This window comes from Paenibacillus oralis (genome assembly GCF_003863965.1).
Lineage (GTDB): Bacteria > Bacillota > Bacilli > Paenibacillales > Paenibacillaceae > Fontibacillus > Fontibacillus oralis.
This window is the reverse complement of the sequence record NZ_RRCN01000001.1, coordinates 191,234-213,773: the sequence shown is the minus strand read 5'-3', so window position 1 is coordinate 213,773 and position 22,540 is coordinate 191,234. Positions and strand designations below refer to the sequence as shown.

General features: G+C 48.9%; 21 protein-coding genes. 13 read left to right on the top strand and 8 right to left on the bottom strand.

Annotated elements, in window-relative coordinates:
- Positions 1-2: 2 nt before the first annotated feature.
- Entirely contained in the window at positions 3-710 is a 708-nt protein-coding gene (locus tag EHV15_RS00950) for a GntR family transcriptional regulator (RefSeq protein WP_128629628.1), read from the bottom strand.
- A gap of 91 nt (positions 711-801) precedes the next feature.
- On the opposite strand from EHV15_RS00950, the gene EHV15_RS00945 reads away from it, so the two are divergent.
- Both EHV15_RS00945 and EHV15_RS00940 read left to right on the top strand, forming a co-directional pair.
- On the top strand, positions 802-1,299 hold the full coding sequence (locus EHV15_RS00945) for a PTS sugar transporter subunit IIA (protein ID WP_128629627.1): 498 nt from the start codon (positions 802-804) through the stop codon (positions 1,297-1,299).
- A 26-nt stretch (positions 1,300-1,325) separates the two neighbouring features.
- Positions 1,326-1,784 (top strand): NUDIX domain-containing protein, encoded by a 459-nt coding sequence (locus tag EHV15_RS00940; protein ID WP_128629626.1) that lies wholly within the window; start codon positions 1,326-1,328, stop codon positions 1,782-1,784.
- 73 nt (positions 1,785-1,857) lie between these two features.
- Here the strand turns inward: EHV15_RS00940 and EHV15_RS00935 are convergent, their stop codons facing one another.
- Positions 1,858-3,759, bottom strand: coding sequence for a BglG family transcription antiterminator (locus EHV15_RS00935; RefSeq protein ID WP_128629625.1), 1,902 nt, complete (start codon positions 3,757-3,759; stop codon positions 1,858-1,860).
- Positions 3,760-3,922: 163 nt separating this feature from the next.
- Between EHV15_RS00935 and EHV15_RS00930 the strand changes: the two genes are divergently transcribed.
- From EHV15_RS00930 to EHV15_RS00910, 5 genes are read left to right on the top strand one after another with little or no spacing between them, the layout of a single operon-like run.
- Positions 3,923-4,249 (top strand): PTS sugar transporter subunit IIB, encoded by a 327-nt coding sequence (locus EHV15_RS00930; RefSeq protein ID WP_128629624.1) that lies wholly within the window; start codon positions 3,923-3,925, stop codon positions 4,247-4,249.
- 16 nt (positions 4,250-4,265) lie between these two features.
- The gene (locus EHV15_RS00925; protein WP_128629623.1) at positions 4,266-5,504 is read left to right on the top strand and encodes a PTS sugar transporter subunit IIC; all 1,239 of its coding nucleotides are present in this window, start codon (positions 4,266-4,268) and stop codon (positions 5,502-5,504) included.
- A 37-nt stretch (positions 5,505-5,541) separates the two neighbouring features.
- Complete coding sequence (locus EHV15_RS00920) at positions 5,542-5,886, top strand: PTS sugar transporter subunit IIA (protein WP_128629622.1); 345 nt, start codon at positions 5,542-5,544, stop codon at positions 5,884-5,886.
- A 2-nt stretch (positions 5,887-5,888) separates the two neighbouring features.
- A complete protein-coding gene (locus EHV15_RS00915) occupies positions 5,889-6,515 on the top strand; it encodes a DUF6198 family protein (RefSeq protein ID WP_128629621.1) in 627 nt (208 codons plus the stop codon).
- Positions 6,512-7,963, top strand: a complete 1,452-nt coding sequence (locus tag EHV15_RS00910) for a glycoside hydrolase family 1 protein (RefSeq protein ID WP_128629620.1) — start codon at positions 6,512-6,514, stop codon at positions 7,961-7,963. The genes EHV15_RS00915 and EHV15_RS00910 overlap by 4 nt, the downstream gene beginning before the upstream one ends.
- Positions 7,964-8,013: 50 nt before the next feature.
- Here EHV15_RS00910 and EHV15_RS00905 read toward each other — a convergent pair whose 3' ends face one another.
- A complete protein-coding gene (locus tag EHV15_RS00905) occupies positions 8,014-9,612 on the bottom strand; it encodes a response regulator transcription factor (RefSeq protein ID WP_128629619.1) in 1,599 nt (532 codons plus the stop codon).
- The gene (locus EHV15_RS00900; RefSeq protein ID WP_128629618.1) at positions 9,609-11,357 is read right to left on the bottom strand and encodes a sensor histidine kinase; all 1,749 of its coding nucleotides are present in this window, start codon (positions 11,355-11,357) and stop codon (positions 9,609-9,611) included. The genes EHV15_RS00905 and EHV15_RS00900 overlap by 4 nt, the downstream gene beginning before the upstream one ends.
- 396 nt (positions 11,358-11,753) lie before the next feature.
- Between EHV15_RS00900 and EHV15_RS00895 the strand changes: the two genes are divergently transcribed.
- From EHV15_RS00895 to EHV15_RS00875, 5 genes are all read left to right on the top strand, one after another.
- Entirely contained in the window at positions 11,754-13,532 is a 1,779-nt protein-coding gene (locus EHV15_RS00895) for an alpha-amylase family glycosyl hydrolase (protein ID WP_246061245.1), read from the top strand.
- Between the two features lie 171 nt (positions 13,533-13,703).
- Complete coding sequence (locus tag EHV15_RS00890) at positions 13,704-14,627, top strand: ABC transporter permease (protein WP_128629617.1); 924 nt, start codon at positions 13,704-13,706, stop codon at positions 14,625-14,627.
- Positions 14,628-14,646: 19 nt separating this feature from the next.
- Complete coding sequence (locus tag EHV15_RS00885) at positions 14,647-15,567, top strand: carbohydrate ABC transporter permease (protein WP_128629616.1); 921 nt, start codon at positions 14,647-14,649, stop codon at positions 15,565-15,567.
- Positions 15,568-15,596: 29 nt separating this feature from the next.
- A complete protein-coding gene (locus tag EHV15_RS00880; protein ID WP_128629615.1) occupies positions 15,597-17,216 on the top strand; it encodes an extracellular solute-binding protein in 1,620 nt (539 codons plus the stop codon).
- Between the two features lie 379 nt (positions 17,217-17,595).
- On the top strand, positions 17,596-18,030 hold the full coding sequence (locus tag EHV15_RS00875; RefSeq protein ID WP_246061243.1) for an NUDIX hydrolase: 435 nt from the start codon (positions 17,596-17,598) through the stop codon (positions 18,028-18,030).
- Between the two features lie 80 nt (positions 18,031-18,110).
- On the opposite strand, the gene EHV15_RS00870 is transcribed toward EHV15_RS00875, so the two are convergent.
- From EHV15_RS00870 to EHV15_RS00855, 4 genes are read right to left on the bottom strand one after another with little or no spacing between them, the layout of a single operon-like run.
- A complete protein-coding gene (locus EHV15_RS00870; RefSeq protein ID WP_128629613.1) occupies positions 18,111-18,323 on the bottom strand; it encodes a hypothetical protein in 213 nt (70 codons plus the stop codon).
- Positions 18,320-19,555 (bottom strand): glycosyltransferase family 4 protein, encoded by a 1,236-nt coding sequence (locus tag EHV15_RS00865; RefSeq protein ID WP_128629612.1) that lies wholly within the window; start codon positions 19,553-19,555, stop codon positions 18,320-18,322. Before EHV15_RS00865 ends, EHV15_RS00870 begins: the two co-directional genes overlap by 4 nt.
- Before the next feature lie 13 nt (positions 19,556-19,568).
- Entirely contained in the window at positions 19,569-20,564 is a 996-nt protein-coding gene (locus tag EHV15_RS00860) for a polysaccharide biosynthesis protein (protein ID WP_128635111.1), read from the bottom strand.
- 5 nt (positions 20,565-20,569) lie between these two features.
- A complete protein-coding gene (locus EHV15_RS00855; RefSeq protein ID WP_128629611.1) occupies positions 20,570-21,220 on the bottom strand; it encodes a DUF1796 family putative cysteine peptidase in 651 nt (216 codons plus the stop codon).
- A 280-nt stretch (positions 21,221-21,500) separates the two neighbouring features.
- Here EHV15_RS00855 and EHV15_RS00850 point away from each other — a divergent pair, with 280 nt between their 5' ends.
- Complete coding sequence (locus EHV15_RS00850) at positions 21,501-22,262, top strand: sulfotransferase domain-containing protein (protein ID WP_128629610.1); 762 nt, start codon at positions 21,501-21,503, stop codon at positions 22,260-22,262.
- Positions 22,263-22,540: the final 278 nt, after the last annotated feature.

Below are 22,540 nucleotides of genomic sequence, written 5' to 3'. Positions count from 1 at the left end.
TCTTATTGCGTTCTTCTTTTATGATGCTCATTGTTAAACGCCGTAAAATAGGTGCATTTGTAATCGATGGCGACAATTTCACTGGTTTCAAAAATTTTGCCGTTGCTTAAGATGCCGCGGCTTGAGATTTTCATGGCCGGGCTTTTCCTTTTTTGCTGCAAGAGCATGGCTTGTTCTTTGTTCAGCGCGATGGCCTCGTAGGTGTTGAGATAGTGGGATATGGTATATTTGTGTTTTAACACATACGACTGGATCGATTGTTCGGCATCCTGATGCGTAAGGGTAGGGAACAGCGCCACCGGCAATCTGGATATCTCAATTTGCATGGTCCGATAGTTTACGATTCTTAATCGATGATAGACCCACACTTCGTCTTTGCCGGTAATCCCAAAAATCTGCTGATCTTCGGGACTGGCCGATTGTTTTTGCAATTCGATGACTTTGGATTTTATACTAGAGTAGGGGTTTTCGGTCAAAGAATTGTAAATTAACGGACTGGTTTGCAGATTTTTATTCAAAAAAATGCCCGAACCTTGAATGACATTCACCATGCCCATATCTTTAAGCTTTTTAATCGATTCTTGGATCGTATATCTGGAAACGTTGTATTGTGCCGCCAGCTCCCGCTCGGTTGGCAGTTTCCAATCGGGAAAATAGTTTTGGTATATCTTGCTCAGCAAATCGTTAATGACAAATTCTTTCTTGTTCATGATGGGCTCCTCCTAAATGCATGAATCAAGGCTGTTGATTTCCCCTCAAGTATAACTCAGATTCATATATTAAATCAGGAGGTAACAACAGATGTTTTTTAAACGCAAGAAAAAAGAGGAAAACCTGCCGTACTTGGATATTCCATCCCCACTGCCGGGGAAAATCATACCTTTGGATCAAGTGGAGGATGAAGCTTTTTCCAGCAAAGCGATGGGTGAAGGGTTTGCCATTCTTCCCGATTCGGGCAAGGTTGCCGCTCCATTTGCGGGCAAAATCGCCCATATCATGGAGAAAAGCAAACACGCCGTTTTGCTTGAGCATGAGTCCGGAGTTCAACTGTTAATTCATGTCGGGATGAACACCGTTGCTCTGAAGGGGGAAGGATTTAAAGCCCATGTAAAGAGCGGCGATCGGGTGAAAAAAGGCCAACTGCTGCTTGAATTCGATATTGACTTTATCCGTCAAGAGGGATACTCCGTCATTACGCCCGTTGTCGTTCCCGCGGGCCAAGAGGCGGTCAAGACCATCGAACAGATAAACGCGGCTCAAGGCTCGCTGGAGGAGACGGTTCTGCGGATTCATTTCTAAATCAACCCTGGAAGGGAGGGGGCGGGATGAGCATGGGTGAAGCTGAAAAATACCATGTATTAGCGAGAGGAATTATCTTATCCCAAGATTGTTTGCTGGTTGCTCATTGTATCGGGATGGATAATACTTTTTTGCCGGGAGGGCATGTTGAATTTCGGGAAGGAATCAGAAAGACCTTAGCCAGAGAAATCCATGAAGAACTGGGATTAACATGTGAAGTGAAACAATATATTGGAGCGGTAGAAGCCGATTATGAAGACCAAGGGATCTATCACCAAGAAATAAATCACCTGTTTATAACCGAACTGGAAGGCGCCGATCCTACAAGAAACCCGGTATCGCAGGAAAAACATTTGGAATTTTACTGGATCCCTATCGATGAAATGGAATTACATCATCTTTTGCCCGCTCCCATCCGGAAAGTGATTAAAAACTACGTAGATCAAGCCAGGGGCCCCTACTTTGAAAGCACATTTGAAGCATAGGAATAATAGCAAGTCAAAACCCACTCCAAGGTTCCCGAACCGAAGGGTGGGTTTTAATTGACACGGACTGCATCTAAAGATAAGAGAAGACTAAATTTTCAAATTCCTGGAAAGTAGCGGCTTTCTTTAGCATTTCTATAAATTCTTCATTATCAAATAGGGAAAGAATAGCATTATAAATTGATAAAAAGCGTTGCTTATCCAACTTGTTAATCGCGATTAAAAGCACGAAGTTTACCGTATTACTCCCCCATACTATTCCTTTCCTGCTAATAACGACGCCGATGCTTGTCTGTAAGGCGTTCATATGGACAGAGTGAGGAATGGCAGTGTTTCCAAAGGAAGTGGAAGAAGCAAGCTCTCTTTCAAACACGGTTCTTTTGAAATGGCTGGTTACAACCCCCAGCCGTTCCATCTCACCACAGAGTTTATCGATAACTTCTTCCCTCGTGATATCTTCTTCAATATAGAAAAGACTCGGACTAAAGTAGTTCTCGAAATTGTCAAATACGAGTCTTCTTTTTTTTCTATCCTGAATCTCGTGAATCTTATTGTAAATTTCTCTTGTTTGATGTTCAAGCTGAAGCGGCGAAATACAAAGATACGGATATAATGTATTTTGCGGATTATCCATAACAGTAATCAGGAGATCAAAAGGATAATCGGGTATTTGATCGTATGTCGTCACAATGCGGTCAATTGTAATATTTTCTGAAAAGGTAATCGACAAATAATTATAAATCTTTTTTTCTATTTCGAGATATGTTGGGCACAAAAGAATACATTTTAACTTGTCGGTATTTGCTTTTTGCCGATCTATTTCGGTTCCGATGTGAATGGCAATAAACGCTATTTCATCCTCACTAATTTGAATTTTATAAATCTCAGAGAGCCTTAGTGAAATAAAGATGGCCATATCATAAATAAACGGGCAGTCTTTCTTGATATTGTCCAAAAGAGGATTTTTATTGGCTTTATTTAAGGACGCTCTTGTTATTAATGACTTGATGTGTAAAACAAAGGGCACGATGAAATTGTCGTTGTTTAAGTCGATAGAGTAGAGCTCCGCGATCTCCATAATAATACGGTTTGTAGTTAGCATTATTCCTTCGCCAACAACGCTTGCCAACTTTCTGTAGTCGTTCTTCACACGATAATTTACATTGGTTTTGAACAGGGTGTAGATCGCACTTCGCTCATTTACAGAGAGCCGTATGTTAAACTCTTGTTCAATAGTAGAGGAAACCCGAGTGATCAATTCGGCGTCTTCCGTTTCGTCAGCGAAATAATCCGTGCCGGTAATTGAAGAGTCGAGATAGTTTCCTTTGGTTACCCTGTCGATTAGAATAGCAAAGTGAAGAACCAGATTCATAAAAGCAAAATCATTTATAAAGTAGTCGCCATCCAGAAAGAACGAGCGGATAATTTTGGAGATTTTAGCGACATAATCAGCATTAAATAGCTCGCCCAAGGTCTTGATGTCAACAATCTTACTTGAGGTCTCTTCAAAAATAACGCTTGATAGAAGCGAACGCTTGTCCTTTTCTGCACCTATGATGTGAATACGATCATGTTGGGTAGCGAATCTAAGATTAAACTTTTTAAAAGTGGTATTCATCTTGCCCAAGTCATTTTTTAACGTCGAATAGCTGATATACAATTGATTACAAAGATCAAAAATATCAGGTTCTTGGTGCTCGACCAGTATTTTTTTGATGATGTAGATAGCTCTTTCCGAATAAAATTGGGGAATTGAAGATTGCTCTAACAGCAGATTTCTAGCTTCCGTTTTATCAATTAAATAGCCTTTATTTGACGATAGAATAACCTCCCTGTCTGAAAGCAAATTTGTATTTTTAATGTAAGTCTTCACCGTTCGTACAGATATCTTGAGCTGATGGGCTACTTCGCTCGCTGAAACAGGCTTATTTTGTTTCAATAAGTAAGTTATAAGCTGTTTTTGGATATCCTTCAAGATAACTCCCTCCTGTCGGTTATTTGCATTATAACAGTTCTATTAGTATTCACGAACGGTTTAGAAACTATTCATTTGCACGCTACGGTGCAATTAAAAGGTGGAACAAATTCTGCTGTATCGTCAATAATGTAAACATCAAATATTAAGGAGTGCTTCCAACATGAATGACGTGAAAATTCTGTTATGCTGTGGCGCAGGCATGTCAAGCGGTTTTATGGCACAAAAGGCGAGAAAAGCGGCCAAAAAAAGAGGAATCAATGTAACCGTCGAAGCAAAAAGTGAAACAGAGGCGGCGGGCTTTTTGCCAACAGTTGATATTTTACTGTTAGGTCCGCATTATGAATCGCATAAGGGAAAATTTGTTGAAATGGCCAAACCTTTTAACGTTCCTGTCGATGTGATCCCGCAAAGAATATACGGAACACTGGATGGAGATAAATTGTTGGATTTTGCGTTGGAAACTATTGAAGCCAGCACGAACAAATAATCCGAGGTGAGCTAAGATGGAAAAATTCATGAATTGGTTAAGCCTCTCATTTGCTCCGAAAATGCAGAACATAGCCAATTGGCCGTGGATTGCAGCATTATCGAGCGCCATGCAGAAAATTATACCTTTCATTCTTACCGGATCCGTAATTTTTCTGTATAATGTGTTGCGTTCATATTTTGAAGTTCTTCCCGATCTTGGGAAAATAGCGGATTATTCTTTTGGAATGCTGGGGCTCCTGACGGCGTTTATGTTAGCACACCAAGTTATGGAGAAATTACAGAGGCCTGCTTATCAAATCAATGCGGGGTTGACTGCTGTTTGTGTGTTTATTATATTTATCAATCCATCTGTAGACGCCAACGGAATTTTCAGTGTCGAATTCAGCAGATTTGGTCCGACAGGAATCATGATTGGTTTAATTGCGGGATTATTTGTATCTATCATTTTCAATCTGTTCGGAAAGCTTAACTTCTTAAAAGATTCCAATATGCCTGATTTTGTTGTAGTCTGGGTCAATAATATCATTCCGATGACGATTATACTGGGGCTCTCCACATTGGCAACATTTAGGTTTGGAATCGATATTTTTGATATTATCATCAGTTTGTTCAGTCCGATCCAATCTTTTGGACAAACCTTGCCGGGCCTTATACTGCTTGTGTTTATCCCTACATTTTTATATACGATGGGGATTTCGTCATGGCTATGGGGAGCGGTTGCTACACCTATCTATTTGGCTGGTATTGCCGCCAATATTGAAGCAGTAAAACAAGGATTGCCTGCAATGAACATTTCAACTAGTGAAACCGTATTCACCGCTGGTCTTATAACTATGGGGGGGATGGGAGCGACCCTTGTTTTAAATATATTAATGTTGCGTTCAAAATCGAGGGACCTAAGTATGGTAGGCAGAATCTCTATCGTACCTTCCATCTTTAATATCAATGAACCAATCATGTTCAGTGCTCCCGTCGTCATGAATCCGCTGTTGATGCTGCCCATGTGGATAAATGGAATTACCGGGCCTCTTATTGTTTGGACAGTGATGAGAACGGGGTTGCTGAATATTCCTGATCAAATGATCCAGGTTGGGCAAATTCCCGCCCCTTTCTCAACGTTTATGATAACCCAGGATTGGCGCTCCTTTATTGTCTACGTAGTTATGTTTGCAGTGTACTTTATAACGTGGTATCCATTCTTTAAAGTTTTCGAGAGACAAAAGGTCGAATTAGAGAGAGAAGCAGCTAACTAAGTGAATAGAATTCTAAATTTTGGAGGGAGACCAATCAATGAGAGAAAATGAACTGGAAGAAAATGAATTGGAAGAAAATGAATTGGTTGCGGTAGCTATGGAAATTATTTTACACGCGGGAAATGCCCGTAAATTGATAGACGAGGCATTCCAATATGCCAAATCCGGCGACTTTACCACACCGAAAATAAAAATGGAAGAAGCCAATGCGGAAATCGTTGAAGCGCATCGCGCGCAAACCAAGCTTATCCAGGAAGAGGCACGAGGTATCACACATGAGCCATCCCTATTATTTAATCATGCACAGGATACGTTGATGATCGTGTCTTCAGAGATGCAAACCACCAAAAGGTTGATCGAAGTGCTAGAAAGTTTGATGTAGTTGTGAATAGATTTAAAAATTTTATCATCTCTACTTTGTTATCCGCGTTAGGTGCAGCCATCATTGGCTTGGGTGAAGGTATAGCTCTGAGCGCTTCCTGGGGTTCAGATCCCCTCGGCACTCTTTGGGAAGGACTGGTTAATGTATTTGGAATTACGTTGGGGCAGGCGAATCTCCTGGTTCAACTCATCCTGATTCTGGTTGTCTTCTGTGTAAAAAGGGAGGAAATCGGGATTCCTACCGTTTTAAATCCTTTTATTATCGGTTGGGTCACGGACGTCACCTTTCCTCCCTTCCATGAGCTGGTGATCAGCAGGACGGTACAAGTAGGATTTCTATTGTCAGGACTAATCCTTATTGCTGTGGGGGCTGGAATCTGTGTAAGTCTCTCCGTGAAAAGAGATGCCTATAGCGCGATTGCGGTATTACTGGCAAAAATGCTGAAGGGAAGTGTAGGAAAAGCCCGGTCTTTAATGGACTTTACCTGTCTGTCATTTGGGTTCATTTTAGGCGGCAAACTACTGCCGGGCCCAATTATCAGTATCTTTATGATTGGCTTTTTCTTAGCTCTAACCGTTAAAATTTGCGAAAAAATGAAAACTTATTTTAAACTGGAGGGAATGGAATGAAAAACGAATTTCCAAAAGATTTTTTATGGGGCGGGGCTATAGCGGCCTGCCAGGCTGAAGGGGAATACGATAAAGATGGAAGAGGGCCATCCACTTCCGATATTCATGTGTATGACAAAAATATTAAAAGAAATGCTATTGCCAAAGAAGGTGGAGGTACACTGGAGGAAATAAAATTCGCCTTGGCCGATCAGCAAGGGTATTACCCTAAACGGTATGGCATAGATTTTTACAACACTTACGAGCAAGACCTTGATATGCTGGCTGAGTTAGGGCTGCAAACTTTCAGGACGAGTATTTCATGGTCCCGTATTTTTCCAAAAGGAGATGAAGCCGAACCCAATGAGCAGGGCTTGGCGTTCTATGATCGCTTGATTGACTCGATTATCAGCCATAACATGGAGCCGATCATTACAATGGCGCATTATGATATGCCCCTTCATTTGGTGACGGAGTATGGAGGGTTAGCCAATAGGAAAGTTGTAGATTTATTTGTAAAATATGCAAAAGTAATATTAGAAAGATACGGTGATAAAGTTAAATATTGGATTGTTTTTAACCAAGTCAATCTTGTTCCTACTGTAGCGTTTGGTTCTTTGGGGATTTACGAAGGACAAGCGGAAAATATGGAAGAATTGATGTACCAGGCTGTACACAATCAGTTTGTGGCTTGTGCTATTACCAAAGAAATTGCCCGTTCGGTAGCCCCGAAAGCTATGATTGGAACGATGCTGGCGGATGCTACGTATTATCCTGCAACCTGCAAACCGGAAGATGTTGTTTATACAATGAAGAAAAACAGAATGCAATATTTTTTCTCAGATGTGCAATTAAGAGGGGAATATCCTGGTTATGCTCTTAAATACTTTGAGGATAACGGAATCAAGATTCGGAAAGAAGCGGACGATGACCGGCTTCTTGCTGAGAATACCATGGATTTCTTGGCATTAAGTTATTATTATAGCCGAATAGTAGATGCTGAGAAAAATACGATGTCCGTAAATTCAGCGGAACAAAATCCATACTTGGAGCCAACCCCATGGGACTGGCGCATAGATCCATTGGGATTCTACAATTGTCTGTCTCAATACTGGGACCGCTATCAGGTTCCGCTAATGATTGCAGAAAACGGATTTGGCGCACTTGATGTTTTTGAAGATAACACGGTGTATGATGATTACAGAATAGATTATTATGAGAGTCATCTAAAAGCTCTAAAAGATGTAATCGATGATGGCGTGAAAGTTATTGCTTATTGCGCGTGGGGGCCAATTGATATTGTCAGTTCTTCGTCTGCTGAAATGAGTAAAAGATACGGCTTTATTTATGTTGATATTGATGATGAAGGAAAAGGCTCGGGCAAGCGGATTAAAAAGAAAAGTTTCAATTGGTACCAAAATGTAATAAAAACGAATGGTGCAAGCCTATATAATTCTAATCCCAACTGACGGAAGTATTAAACAAGCAGACTCTATTGAGCTGCTTGTTTTTATTAGTTTTATGAAGGCTTCTTCTTATACTCATTTGGCGTAATCCCCACCTCTTGCTTAAACAGCTTGGAAAAATACGAATAGTTGCTGTAGCCCACCTTGTTCGCCACCGCATAGACGGACAGATTGGTCGTTTCGAGCAACCGCTTGGCTGCCGAGATGCGGACCTGGATGACATAGCTTCCCAGCGAAACGCCGGTTTCTTTTTTGAATAGCCGGGCCAGGTAATCCGGGTTGAGGTAGACGACTTCGGCCAGGTCGCCCCGGGTCAGCTCATCCCCGTAATGTGCGTGAATGTACTGCTTGATTTCCTCGGCCACGGTTTTCGGTTCGGCGGCGAAGTCGCGGTAGGCCATGGCGGTATTGACCAAATACTTCACATATTCCTCCATATCCTCAAGCGAATGCAAGGATTGCGCCAGCAATTGATCATTCGCCCGCCCGGCGTACAATTTATGGGCTTCGATGCCTTTCATTTTAAGAAAAGCATACACAAGCTGCACGATATCGAGCCGGAACAAGCTGAGGCTGGCGGTGTCCAGCTTTCTGTGATTCAGCCGGTCCCGGAGATATCGGGACGTTTCCTCCAGAAACGCGGCGGGATCGTTTTGGTCAAGCAGTTGTTCCAAACGCGTTAAATCCGGCGGAATGTATTCCGGCCTGCTTGGTGTGTAATCGCGTTCGGCCAGGTAGGTTTGATTGCGGGTTTTGGTCAGATTTTCGTTCATCGCCACAAGTTGATGCAGGACCGGGCCGATGCCCTCCAGCTTGCCGGACAACCCGATGCAGCAGCAGGCATCGCACTTGAGAAATTGGCCCGTCCGTTGAATCAAGGAAGCGCACAATCGCTCTAGCGCCACCGATTCCGGCGGCCGGCTCCATTTCAGAATGGCGATCCAATTGTAATCTTTATATTCCAAAATAGTTTCAACGGAAAAACGCGGATCATCCTGCAGCAGCTCATACAGCACATTAAGCAGGGCGAAATCGAACAGCCCTTTCTCTTCCCGGCCCATGCTGCCGCTAAAGGGAAACAGGTGGATCAGCACCGGCTGAAAGAGATCGGTCATGCGGCAGGAGAGGTGCTGCTCCTCCATCGCCTGGGCCACGGCCGCCGGTTTCACAGGCACGGGCACGCTTAAGCTCACCAGCTTGCGCCAGAAATACTCGACGATTTTGGCCTGGTTTTTCTGCCAGAAATATCCCTCTTGAATCGCTTTCTCCTGATTCTGCTGCTCCTTGGCCCGGGCCACCGCCTTCTGAATGATCAGCATCAGCTTGTCGAACTCGATCGGTTTGAGAAAATATTCGAAGCTCTGCAATTCGATCGCTTTTTGCGCATAGTTGAAGTCGGCGTAGTTGGTCAGAAAAATGGCCTGAACGGCGTATTGCTCCTCCCGGATCCACGCCAGCAGCTCCAGCCCGCTGCCCTGCGGCATTTCGATGTCGGAAATGAGGATTTGCACCGGGTGCTCTTGCAAAATTCCACGCGCCTGGGCCACGTTGTTCGCCGTATACACGTTTTCGATGCCCATTAGCTTCCAGTCGATTTTCTTCTCCAATGCGGTAACGACATAATAATCGTCGTCCACGACCAACGCGTTCATAAGGCCACACTCCTGTTCGTTCCCGCCGCCACGTTCGCAGGGAGGGATAAGGTTACGCAGGCGCCGCCGTCCTCCTTGTTGAAGAACGATACTGCCGCTTGTTTATCGTATAGGGAGTCCAGTCTCTGCAGCGTATTCATGATCCCGATACGGGCACCCGCAGTTTGATCCAGGGGAACCCCGCTTTGCAACTTCTCCAAAATATCCGGCGGGAACCCGGGCCCGGTATCGGAGATGCGAATCATGAGGCGCTCTTCCCCGGCGTCCAGTTGGAGCCCTGCCGCAAGCTCAATCTGTGCTTCCGCAACCCGGGACACCGCGTATTTGACCGCGTTCTCCACGAATGTCTGCAGGACGAGCGGCGGAATCTTGGCTTCCGCCAAATTTTCCTCCTGTTCGATCCGGTAGACCAGGGCATTTTGATAACGGTGCTTCTGGATCTCGAGATAAATCCGCACATGCTCGATTTCGTCCCCCAGCTTGACGAAGTCCCCGTCGTTTTGGAAGATGTACCGGAAATATTTCGCGGTCGACATCGCCATCCGTTCGATTTCCTCGTGCATTTGCATTTGCGCCATGCTGTAGATGGACGTCAGGCAATTCAGGAAAAAATGCGGCTTGATCTGCAGCTTCATATAATCGAGCTGAATCCGCTGCTTTTCCAGCTCCCGTTCGTACAGGTCGATTTTGAATTTTTTGATCTGCCCGATCAGGTTCAAAAACTGTTTATTCGCTTTCTCCAGCTCAATGATTTTGCTGCTCTGGAACTCCAGCGGTTCGCCTTCTTCCGTCCAAAACGCCAGGTTATAGGAAAAGTTTTTGATCGGCCGCAGCACCTTGTTCCGGAAATACAGCAGGATGAACCCCAAGCTGCAGGTGATGATCACGGCCAAAAGAAGGATCAGCAACTGGGCGATCATGATCTTCTCGAACGTTCCGAACTGAATGACCAGCTTGACGTGAAAAGTGGCGTCCGTGAACTCCCCGTTCACCGTCGTTCCGGCCTGGAACAGGCCCAAGGAGGAAGACGCCTGCGGGTAATCGTCCAGTACCTTGCCGCTGTTGGAAAGCGGACTGGTGATGCTCTGCCCGTTCTCGGCAATCAGGGACACGAAGCCGTTCTCCCCGAGATTTATCTCGCGCAAGGGGCGGATCAGGTTATCCGCGGAAACCAGGCTGATCATGTAACTGTCGTAATAAGGCACGATGTTCGTAATGTAATACTTGCCGTTGACCTGGACCGGCGTCCATTTGGAGTAGATCTTCTCGTAAACGTTCCGATCCTGCTCCACGTTGGCGATAATTTGTTCCTTCAGCGCCAGGTAATCCGAATAGGAGATGCTGATCGGAGCGCAATTGAGAAAAAACGGCTGCTTCTTTAAATACACGAAAAAATTGTATTCCTGCCCGTAATTCTTTTGCAGCTCGGTAAACCGCTTGTGCAGATTTTCGTTCGCCTCGAAAAACTCCCGGCTGTTCATCGGGCTCGTATTCATCGCCTTCAGGCTTTCGTCGTTGGCCAGCGTCCACCCGGTATAGTGATTGATGTAGGCAAAGTCATGGTTGATGCGATCCAAGTACAAGCCGGCCGTATCCTGCAAATAACGCGTGGCCTGCTGCTTGACGATCGAGATCGCGGAAATGCTGATGGCAAAGTCCAGGATAAGAACGATGAAGGAAATCAGAAACATGATGTTCACGTAATGCCGGAGCGGATACTGTTTGTTTTCCGTTGGTTTGGCCATGGCTTCCTAGCGCCGCATCCTTTCCCGCGCTTAGCTTTTCTATGAATGCGCTTTTACGGAGATTTAACCCTATTATAAAACCTTTGGCTGAAAAAAGGATACGTAAGTCCATGCGGCTTGCGGGAAAAGTCCGGAAAGTGCAAACGAAGGTCTGGATTGCGTTATGATTTTTCCGGCCGCAACCATTTATACTGGAAGTGTCCAAATTTACTTACAACATTTGGATTCGCAGGCTAAAATACACTTTCAAGGATGGGAGCAGGCGGCTTGCTTTCATTCTGAAACGGGGGATGATGCATGAAAAAGCTGAACGACATGAGGCTGGAAAAACTGATGAAGATCCGTACCGAAGCGTACAACCGCTATATAGGTGCGGAATAAAGGGAGATGGTTAAAATGGCAAGACGTTTAAAGGCATTTACGGCACTTATAGTGGCTGCACTTATGGCAGCGGTGTTTATGGTCGGCAATTTCGCGTATATTCAGCCCGTCCGCGCGGCGGGCATAGAGGGCGTAACGCAGGCCGATCCCGGCCCGGTCCCGGACGGCTCGCTGCGAGTCCACTATCAGCGGGCCGATCAGCAATACGGCCATATGGGCCTGTGGCTGTGGGGCGACGTAAAGACGCCGTCCGAGCAGACGGGCAGTTGGCCGGGCGGGGCGGCCTCTTTTGCCGACAACCAAACTACAAGCTACGGCGCTTATCTCGACATCCCGCTTAAGGACAATGCCGCACATCTTAATTTCATCGTGGTCGACAAGACGAATGGGGTCAAGGAGGGCGGCGATAAGTACGTCGCGTTAACGGCGTCGGGGCCGAAGGAAGTGTGGATCAAGGAAGGTTCGGATGAGGTCTCTCTCCAGGAACCGTCTGGGCCGCCCATCGGCGGGCCGGAAGACAGTCGGGCTAATTTTCCCGAATGGTCGCAGGATTCCGTAATTTACGAAGTCAATGTCCGGCAGTTTACGGAAGCGGGCACTTTCACGGCGTTCGAAGCGCATCTGCCGCGGCTTAAGGAGCTTGGCGTGGAAATTTTGTGGTTCATGCCGATCCACCCGATCTCGCAGGAGAAACGCGTCGGCACGTTAGGATCGTATTATTCGGTGGCGGACTATAAAGCGGTGAATCCGGAGTTCGGGACGATGGACGATTTCAAGCGGCTGGTGGACAAAGCGCACGACATGGGCTTTAAGGTCATGTTGGATTGGGTGGCCAACCACACCGGCTGGGATAATCCGTGGATACAAAATAAATCGTGGTACGTGACCGACGCCAGCGGCAACATCATCGCTCCGGAAGGCTGGTCGGATGCCGCCGAGCTGAATTACGACAATCCCGACATGCGTGCGGCGATGATCGATGCGCTTGTTTACTGGGTAAGGGAAGCGGATATCGACGGCTACCGGGCCGATTTCGCCTCCGGCGTGCCGCAGGATTTCTGGGAGACGGCGCGGCGGGAACTGGATCAAATCAAGCCGGTTTACATGCTGGCCGAGGATGATACCCAAATTGGATTGCTGCGGCAAGCCTTTAATTCAAACTATAATATGGGGCTGTTCTACAACATCATGAAGCAGATTCCGGGCGGGGGAATCAGCGCCGCGGACGTCAAAGCTTTTTTGGATGCCCAGGCGCAAAAATACCCCAGAGGTGCTTACCCGATGAATTACATTACCAACCATGATACGAACTCGTGGGAAGGCACCGCCTCCGAAATGTTCGGCGGTGCGGAGGACCTGGTGGCCGCGCTTAGCTTTACCGTGCCCGGCATGCCGCTGATCTACTCGGGCCAGGAAGCGGGCCTGAACAAGCGGCTGCAGTTTTTCGAAAAGGATGAGATCGACTGGAGCGACCTGTCCAAGCAGGATTTTTATAAGCGGCTGATTCAAACCAAACGGGAAAATCCGGCGCTGTGGAACGGCAACGCGGGTGGGCCGATCAAGTATTTGGCGGCGGACGACGGGCAGGTGCTGGCGTTCGAGCGGGAGAAAGACGGGAACAAGGTGATCGTGATCCTCAACCTGTCGGGGACGGCGCGCACGGCGGCCGTTCAGGCTGGAGCTTCCGCGGGCCGTTACTACGATGTTTTCGGACAATCCTTCACGGATATCGGAGCTGGGCAAACCTTTACGCTGGCGCCGTGGGGATATCGCATTTTTTCAAAGTCCGAATAGTGACATTAATAGTCTAATTTACGTTATTGCCCTCTTCCGATCGGGAGAGGGCGGTTTTGTGCGGGCGGAGGAACAGGCGGAAAAAGTCCGGTTAGCGCCTGCTTCCGGTCCGGTAAACGCGTCAGGCGGGGCTTTATACTTAGGATGTTGAAAGAGTAAGGAGGGGATGTCATGAAATCCGGTTCTCCTGGCCTGGAGCGGACGCTCGGCCGGGTCAAGCGCAACGGAGGACTTTATTTGCTGCTGTTGCCCGCGTTCGTGCTTACGCTGCTGTTTGCGTACAAACCGATGTATGGGGTGCTTATCGCCTTCAAGGACTATAGTCCGGCGCTCGGCATCAGCGGCAGTCCGTGGGCGGGGTTCAAGCATTTCGAGAAATTTTTCAATTCGTATCAATTTTCCACGACCATTAAAAACACAATTGTGATCAGCCTGTACAGCATCGCCACATTTCCGATTCCGATCGTGCTGGCTTTGATGGTTAACCAGATGCGCCCAAATCGGTTCCGGCGTTTTTTCCAGACGGTCTCGTACATGCCGCATTTTATCTCGACGGTCGTGATGGTCGGGCTGATGCTCATTTTGCTCTCCCCAAGCACCGGCCTGGTCGGCAATCTATCCAAATTGTTCGGCGCCGAAGCGCCCGATCTGATAGGCTCGGCCGCCTGGTTCAGCAGCTTGTACGTCTGGTCGGACGTGTGGCAGCATGTCGGGTGGGACAGCATCATTTTTATCGCCGCGCTGTCCACGGTTGATCCGAGCTTGTACGAGGCGGCCACGGTCGACGGGGCCAGCCGCTGGCACAAAATCCGCTACATTGATCTCCCGATGCTGATGCCGACGGCGATTACGCTGCTGATTTTGCGGGTCGGCGGACTGCTTGGGGTCGGGTTTGAAAAGGTGTACCTGATGCAAAACGACCTGAACATTACCGCCAGCGAAATTTTGTCCACGTACATTTACAAAATCGGGCTGCTGAGCAGCCAGTACAGCTTTTCCTCGGCCGTCAACCTGTTCAACACCGTGATTAACTTTTTGCTGCTCATTCTCGTGAACCAGATCTCTAAAAAATACAGCGAGAACAGTCTTTGGTAAAGGAGGGAGGGAAAAGAACATGGACACAGGGCATCCGGGGGGAAGTCCGGCCGCGCAGCCGGTCAACAACCGATCCTCCGACAAGGTGATGGAGGCGGCGCTATATATATTCGCGGTTCTGTTTCTGATCATGTTAATCTATCCGCTTTATTTTATCGTCATCGCCTCCTTCAGCGATCCGTCCGCGGTGGCGAACGGGCAGGTGTGGGTTTATCCCAAGGGCTTCACGCTGGACGGGTACAAGGAGCTGCTGAAGCACGAAAATATTTGGATCGGCTACCGGAACACGATTTTGTATACTGTAGTTGGCACGGCCATCGGCCTGATCGTCAACGTTTCGGCGGCTTACGCGCTGTCGCGCAAAGACCTCGTCGGACGGAAATTTCTCTCTTTGTTTTTTATCTTTACGATGTTTTTCAGCGGCGGGCTGATTCCTACCTTTCTAACGGTCCGCGATTTCCACCTGTACGATACGTTTCTGGTCATGGTTCTGCCGTTTTCCGTGATCGTGTACGACATCATCGTCGCCAGGACCTTTTTTCAGTCGAGCATTCCCGAGGATTTGTGGGAGGCGGCGCAAATCGACGGCTGCGGCAACCTCCGTTATTTCGTCCAAATCGTGCTGCCGCTGTCCAAGGCGATCATCGCGGTGCTGGGACTTTGGATCGCCGTCGGCTACTGGAACTCTTATTTCAACGCTTTGATTTATTTGAAAAATCCCGATCTGCATCCGCTGCAGCTAATCCTGCGGAACATTCTGATCACGAACCAGATGCAGTCCGGCATGGGCACCGGCGAAGCCGCGCAAATCGCGCTCCGGCTGGCCAACCTGATGCGCTATTCCGTCATCATCGTCGCCACCGTGCCGATCATGTGCGTCTACCCCTTCCTGCAAAAATACTTCAACCAGGGAGTCATGATCGGCGCGGTAAAGAGTTAATACAAACCAATGATTAAGGGGGATGTTCTATGAACAAACAAGCCGGTAAATTTGCGGCGAAAAAATGGGTGCCGCTGCTGCTCGCGGCTGCGCTGGCCTTCGGACTCGCCGGCTGCGGCGGCGGCAATGCCGGGAACAGCGGCGGCAGCACGCCGGACGCGGCGGGCAATTTCAACAAGGAAGGCCTGCCGATCGTAAACGAACCCGTAACACTTAAGGTGCTGACCATGCGCTGGGGCAATATGGGTGACACCTTCACCCAAAACCAGTGGCTCAAGGACCAGGAGACGAACACAAACGTTAAAATCGAATGGCAGGTCGTGTCCTCCAACGACTGGGGCGAACAGAAATCGATCATGCTGGCCAGCGGCTCGCTGCCGGACATCATCCTGGGCGATCAGACCTTTTCCGATTCCGATATCGTCAACAACTTAAGTTACTTCCGCCCGCTCGACGATTACATCGACCAGTACATGCCGAACCTCAAGGCGGCGATGGAGGAAACCCCGGAGCTGAAAAAAATCAGCACATTCCCGGACGGCAAAATCTACTCCCTGCCGACCCGGCTGCCTTCGCGCCCGAAAACGAAAAACCAGCCGGTGATCAACAAAGTCTGGCTCGACAAACTGGGGCTGCAGGTTCCGGATACGGCCGACGATCTTTACAACGTGCTGAAAGCGTTTAAGGAACAGGACCCGAACGGCAATGGGAAGCAGGACGAGATCCCTTATACCGAAACCGGGCTGGCCCCGGATTTTCTGAATCCGTTCGGCATCACCGACATCAACGCCAACAGCATGCTGGTGAAGGACGGCAAGCCCGTCTTTTACCCCGTCAGCGAGGAATACAAGGAAGGCCTAAAATATGCGCATAAACTGTATGCGGAAGGCTTGATCGACAAGGAGCTGTTCACCCAGGACGCCACGATGACGGCGGCCAAGCGGCAAAACGCCGATGTCCCAATCGTCGGGTTTACGAACCAGTGGACGCCGGACGCGGTATTCGGCAAGTGGAGCGGCCAATACGTTACGATCCCGCCGCTCGCCGGGCCGGACGGGAACCGCTATAATCCGGGCAATCCGAACGGCATGAGCTTTAACCGCAACGAACTGTTGATTACGACGTCGTGCAAATATCCCGAGGTGGCCGCCCGCTGGGCCGACCAGTTCTACACCAACGAAGCGAGCATCCAAAATTTCTGGGGCGCGATCGGCACGGTCATCCAGAAAAACGACGACGGAACCTATACGCTGATGGACCCGCCCGAAGGCACCAGCGCCGATGCCTGGTATTGGGAACAGTCTTTGCGCGATTTCGGACCAAAATACGTCAGCCCGTCCTTCGAGAAAAACATCGTCCTGAACCCCGAGGCCGGCGACGGTCTGAAGCTGGAGATCGACAAAATGGGCAGCGAATACGTCACCACGCCGTTCCCGAACGTTATGTATACGGCCGAGGAATTCCAGGAGCTGCCGACCCTGACGACCGATATCGACAGCTATGTGGCGGCGATGCGCGCCCAGTGGGTTACGAAAGGCGGCATCGATGAAGAGTGGGACGCTTACGTGAAGAAGCTGAACGACATGGGCCTGGACAAACTGATGAAAATCCGCACCGCTGCGTACGACCGGTATATGAACGTGAAATAAACGGCGGCGCGGCTGTAGGGTTATAACGTAACGCCCTGACCTTGGAATAGAATGTTCTAAGGCCTGGGCGTTTTTCCATGCTCCCAAGGGCGTTGGTATCGAGGATACCCTGGGTGCTATACTGTTAGTGAAGCCGGATCTGCGGCAGCGGGGCTGAACCGGGCGGAAAGCAACATTGATCGCAGGCAGATATCCACGGCTTGACACAACGCTCTGATGGAAATATCCAATTAGAATTGGAATTTAAGCAGTTAATATAGCCGTTTGATTGGATTTTTCCAATGAGACGGTCCATGAAACGCTAAACGCTGAAGCTAGGACGGTGGTTTGTTTGCTATCCAGACTCGTTAACCTGATCCCTCGGGATTGGCTCGTTTACATGTATAAATATATGCCGTCGAAAAAGTTCAAAAACTGGGTTGTTTACCGGACCCAGCATAAATTTATGATTGCCGTCTTGGGCGTGCTCACCAACGAGAAAGGGCAAGTGCTGTTGCTAAAGCATACGTACCGCAGAGATGAGCCATGGGGGATGCCGGGAGGCTGGATGGAGCTGGAGCAGCCGGAAGCCGGGCTGGTCAGGGAAATTTATGAGGAAACCCGATTCCGCGCGCGCATTACGGGACTGGCCAAGGCCATTTATGACAAAAAGCCGGCGAGGGTCGATCTTGTCTTTAGAGGAAGGATCGTTGGCGGCACGTTTACTCCCAGCGTTGAAATCTCGGACTATATGTACTGTGACCCCGGACATTGGCCGCAGGGGCTGCCGGCGCACCAGAAGAAATTGATCTTGGATATCCTCGCCCGCAATTAAATTCCGTCAAAAACAAGGAACCCCCGCCCCGAGATCCACATTCTCGCAGGCAGGGGCCGCATTTGCCGCTATTGCTTCAATTATTCTTTCACTTTCGCCTCCAATTCCCGCAACGCTTGATCCAGCACGCGCATGGTAACCGGGTCCGGAAGCCGATAATCGCTTGGCAGCGAGGAAATGATGTGGTCCCAGATCTGACCGTCCACGATCACGAGCTTCTCGGTATCGCCGACCGGCCGCGTAAACCATCTGTTGTATTTGTCGCCGCTGACAAATGAGTGTTTTTTCTTCATTCGGGTGCACCTCCCCTGCGTTTTTGGATGGCGTATTCGTAGACCGCCAAATAACGGTCGACCATCTGATTCAGATCCCAGTGTTTGGTGGCCCATTGCTTGGCGTTTATGCCCATACGGAGACGAAGCTCATCGTTTTCCAGCAGCATTTTTAATTGATCGCCGAGGAAGCCTAAATCCCCTACCGGATAAATCAAGCCCGTCTGTTCGTGGGACACCATCTCCGGCAAGCCGCCGGAATCGCTGACGATGACCGGCAACCCGGCAAGCTGCGCCTCAATGACCGATAAAGGCTGATTATCCAGCAAGCTCGGCTGCACGAAAATATCGGCCTGCTGCAGCATTTGCGGCACGTCCTGGCGTTTTCCCCAGAATACGACGTCATCCTCCAGGCCCAACGCTTTGGTTTGGGCGCGCAGCTTCACCTGCATATCCCCTTCGCCGACAATCCAGCACACCCAGTCGCTCCTCCGTTTCTTCAACCCGGCGAGTGCACCGATCAGGTGATGCGCTGCCTTCAGCTCGATCAGCCGCCCCGCGAACATAATCACTTTCTTGCCTGCCGGCTTGCGAACGTCGGAAGCTTGCTTCATCCGGCTTGCATAAGCGGTTTGATCGTAACCGTACGGATACATTCTTAGCTTTTGGGCGGGGACTTTGAAGTCCTGGACCAGCATATTTTTGAGCCAATCGTTGGCGACGATGGTCGCTTCCGGGGAGGATGCGCCGAAATGTTCCAGTGCATGAAAATACGCTTTGGCGACGGAGGTGGTGGAGGATTTGTGTACAGTGCCGAATTGGCGCTCCACTTCGCGCGCTACGCTGCCGTGCAGCGAAGCGACCAATGCCGTGCTGCCGGTCCGGATCCGCTGGATGCAGCCGGAGGCAATGACGTCCTGGGCGTGAATGACATCGTATTGCCCTGCGTTTAAGTATGCGGCAGCCAACTCGAACATGTACCGTTCGAGTTCCGTATATAAAACGAGCTGGTTCCGGTGAATGGAAGGATAGGTTTCTTTGCTTAATTTTTCCGAAAGCAGCGGACGAACTTTGCTTTTATGGAACTTGGCTTGGTCGATGATCGAGACGTAAGGGTCGCCCGGATCGCCGCCATTCCCAAGGAGATCGACCTCGTGGCCGCGGGCCTGCAGATGTTTCTGCAGCTGCTGCATAAAAGGCCAAACGCCGCCGACATGAGGAACCGCCCAGTACGTAGCTAACAGGATTTTCATGTACGCAGCCTCCTCAGTTTAAAAATCCGCCGTTTCTCAACATCTGTCCGATTTCATCCTTAGTCATCAAGCCGGAGGAATTCGAGGTATAGGTTTTCGCCTGAGCCCGGGGGGATGCTGCATAGTGCCGGGATAACTCCTCGCTGCCCGGGGGGAGCACAACGAAATATCGTTTGCCGTCTTTATCGTACAGGACCGTGTGCTTCACCTCATGATCGGAGATCAAGTGCTCGTGCAGCTTCTCGCCTGGGCGGACGCCGATGACTCTAAGTTCCGTGTCCCGGTTCCCGTATTTCTCCCGGATGACTTCCGCCAGATCGGTAATTTTGCAGGCCGGCATATCCGGAAGGAAGATTTCCCCGCCGATCCCGTCCGTCAAAGCGTCCAGCATCAGCTCTGAGGTGACATCGCTGGTGACGAAATAACGGGTCATCGCTTCGTCGGTAATGCCGATCCAGTTGCTCTGGCGGATTTGGTTTTTGAACAGCAGCACGACGCTTTCGCTTGTTCCGATGACATTGCCACTCCGGACGGAGATGAATCTCGTATGGGCGCTGATCGAATCGGCGTACAGCACCAGCTTTTCCCCGATCGATTTGGTTAGCCCGTAAAAATTGGACGGGTTTGCGGCTTTGTCCGACGAGACGTTGATCACTTTTTTGACGTTGCCGCGGATCGCCGCCTCGATCAGGTTTTGGACGCCCAACACGTTGGTTTTCAGCGCTTCAAGCGGCTGGTTCTGGCAAATGTCGACATGCTTCAGGGCGGCCAGGTGAAACACGTAATCGATCCCGTCGCACGCCTCGATAAGCGCGTCTTTATCGCGAATATCCCCCACTTTGAAGGTCAATGCCGGATGACCCAATTCCCGGTGCATTCTAACCTGATGGGATTCGTTGCGGGAGTATACGATGATTTGGCCCGGTTCGTACGTCAAGAGCTTTTCCACCAGCCCGTACCCCCATGACCCGGTTCCCCCGGTAATCAAAATTTTGCTGTTTTTAATGATATTTCTCATTTTTCTCCCCCCTCGTTTAAGTTGGATACATAACGAATTCCTTGAAATATCTGCTTCCATTGATGATCATTGCCGTTCCATTTATCGAGATCGGACAGTTGAATGGCGCAAACCTTCTCGAGCGGCCAGTTTAGCTCCACGATGCCCCTGACCTGCGTGTGATTGACGAGCAGCACCCGGAAATCGCGCTTGACGGCGCGGTTCAGCGTCTCTTCCAGCAGCTTGGCCTCTTCCAAAGTGCCTTCGGTGCGCACGAACAGAATCCGCCGGCTCGTGGCCAATTTGCTCAGGAACCGCTCAATGCGCCGGTCATATTTGGCCTTCACCTCGGGATAGGAATTAAGGTCGGCCACCGTATTTTTACTCGCTTCGAAATCGTGGCTTGAAATGATGGAATTCGCGTCATCCGTTACCCAGATCATCCCGGTTTCCGTTACCCCGCCTACCCGCAAATTTTCCAGTTCCATAAATCCTTTGAACTTATTGGCGATCAGCCCGCATACGTCGTCAAGATTCGGCGAAGCCACCCAGTCGAATACGCCGGCGTAGGGACGAAGATTGTTTTTTTCCAGCTGCAGCGAAGATAAACATAGGTCCCCCAAGCTGAAGATTGCGTCGTAGCTGCCTTTTAAATCTGCCAGTTTCATCTCTTATACTCCTTTCCTTTACTCCTTTCCTTTTTTACGAAACCTGCTTTCTTGCCAACCTGCTTTTCTATGAAATGCTTCCCGACTCTATCGTTCTCACCTCACTCTATCGTTTTCTAATACTATGAAATGCAAGATTCTCTGCATCTGCTTGGGTGCTCATATGAATTTTTAAAAAAATTGCTAGTTTTTGATTTTCAGAGATAAGCGTACAAGCACCGCCGCTCGATAGAAACATAGATTAATAGAGAAAACGGAAAAGAAAGGAGTTGGCGATAGGATGCCGGTAAAATTACTCGTGATCGGGGTTCCGGAGTCCGGACTCGAAGAGATGTATTCCCTTATGCCGCAATTGCTGCCGCTTAGCAAGGGAACATGGGTGAACCAGTGGGAGGGGGATGTACAAGACGAGCTGCTGAAATTGAAACCCGGGGAAATCCGCACGGGGTATCTCTACCACAGCGAGACGGTGAAGCGGTTTATGGATGCGCAGCGAATTCGCCGGATTTTCATGGTCAGAGATCCGCGCGACATGATCTTAAGTATGCTTTTTTCTATTTTGAGGGACCCCAAACATCCACATCAAACATATTTTCGCCAGCATTTGAAATCGATGAACGAGCGTCTGCTCCGGATGATAACCGGTTTTATGGAAAGCAGGGCCGTCTCCAAGCAGTTCGGAGAGGTGCAGATTGGCTACGGGGATATCAATGAGCATTACAACCGGTATTTGCGGTGGATGGACGATCCCGGCACCTTGACGGTTCGTTATGAAAAGGCTGCAGACGATCCCAAACTGCTGCACGAGGAGCTTGCGCGTATCGTGGACTATTTGTGGCCCGATCTTCAGGACGGGGAGCGAACGTTAACGAAGGAGCAGTATATCCAGCGGATCGGTCAGTTGAAACCGGAGAAGCCGAAACATATCTTGCCGCCGGGGGGATGGAAAAAAGCGTACACCCCGGAGACCATAGCCGCATTCAAAAAGGTTGCGGGCGAACTGCTCATCTACTTGGGGTATGAACAGGATTTTGATTGGTGAAAAAGAAGCAGATCATAAAATGGCCTTCCCGCAGTCGAGGGAAGGTCTGTTTTTTTAAGATTATATTTATAACTCAACTTTCGCAGAGCAAAAATCAGCTTGAGCCCTTGAGCTGAAGATTTTCAAAGAATTAAGATAGGCGGCTGGCAAAATAGAAAAACACCGCTTCGTTTGGTAAAGCGAGAGTGAAGAGCTTCTGCGATCAGACAGAAGAGGTGTCTTTCATTGTTATAGACCTTATATTCCTTGCTTGCCAGTCAAGTCCAAAACCGATCGTG

Coding starts and splice junctions, on each gene's coding strand:
- EHV15_RS00950 (WP_128629628.1), bottom strand. CDS start 710: ATGAACAAGAAAGAATTTGTCATTAACGATTTGCTGAGCAAGATATAC.
- EHV15_RS00945 (WP_128629627.1), top strand. CDS start 802: ATGTTTTTTAAACGCAAGAAAAAAGAGGAAAACCTGCCGTACTTGGAT.
- EHV15_RS00940 (WP_128629626.1), top strand. CDS start 1,326: ATGAGCATGGGTGAAGCTGAAAAATACCATGTATTAGCGAGAGGAATT.
- EHV15_RS00930 (WP_128629624.1), top strand. CDS start 3,923: ATGAATGACGTGAAAATTCTGTTATGCTGTGGCGCAGGCATGTCAAGC.
- EHV15_RS00925 (WP_128629623.1), top strand. CDS start 4,266: ATGGAAAAATTCATGAATTGGTTAAGCCTCTCATTTGCTCCGAAAATG.
- EHV15_RS00920 (WP_128629622.1), top strand. CDS start 5,542: ATGAGAGAAAATGAACTGGAAGAAAATGAATTGGAAGAAAATGAATTG.
- EHV15_RS00910 (WP_128629620.1), top strand. CDS start 6,512: ATGAAAAACGAATTTCCAAAAGATTTTTTATGGGGCGGGGCTATAGCG.
- EHV15_RS00905 (WP_128629619.1), bottom strand. CDS start 9,612: ATGAACGCGTTGGTCGTGGACGACGATTATTATGTCGTTACCGCATTG.
- EHV15_RS00900 (WP_128629618.1), bottom strand. CDS start 11,357: ATGGCCAAACCAACGGAAAACAAACAGTATCCGCTCCGGCATTACGTG.
- EHV15_RS00895 (WP_246061245.1), top strand. CDS start 11,754: ATGGCAAGACGTTTAAAGGCATTTACGGCACTTATAGTGGCTGCACTT.
- EHV15_RS00890 (WP_128629617.1), top strand. CDS start 13,704: ATGAAATCCGGTTCTCCTGGCCTGGAGCGGACGCTCGGCCGGGTCAAG.
- EHV15_RS00885 (WP_128629616.1), top strand. CDS start 14,647: ATGGACACAGGGCATCCGGGGGGAAGTCCGGCCGCGCAGCCGGTCAAC.
- EHV15_RS00880 (WP_128629615.1), top strand. CDS start 15,597: ATGAACAAACAAGCCGGTAAATTTGCGGCGAAAAAATGGGTGCCGCTG.
- EHV15_RS00875 (WP_246061243.1), top strand. CDS start 17,596: ATGTATAAATATATGCCGTCGAAAAAGTTCAAAAACTGGGTTGTTTAC.
- EHV15_RS00870 (WP_128629613.1), bottom strand. CDS start 18,323: ATGAAGAAAAAACACTCATTTGTCAGCGGCGACAAATACAACAGATGG.
- EHV15_RS00865 (WP_128629612.1), bottom strand. CDS start 19,555: ATGAAAATCCTGTTAGCTACGTACTGGGCGGTTCCTCATGTCGGCGGC.
- EHV15_RS00855 (WP_128629611.1), bottom strand. CDS start 21,220: ATGAAACTGGCAGATTTAAAAGGCAGCTACGACGCAATCTTCAGCTTG.
- EHV15_RS00850 (WP_128629610.1), top strand. CDS start 21,501: ATGCCGGTAAAATTACTCGTGATCGGGGTTCCGGAGTCCGGACTCGAA.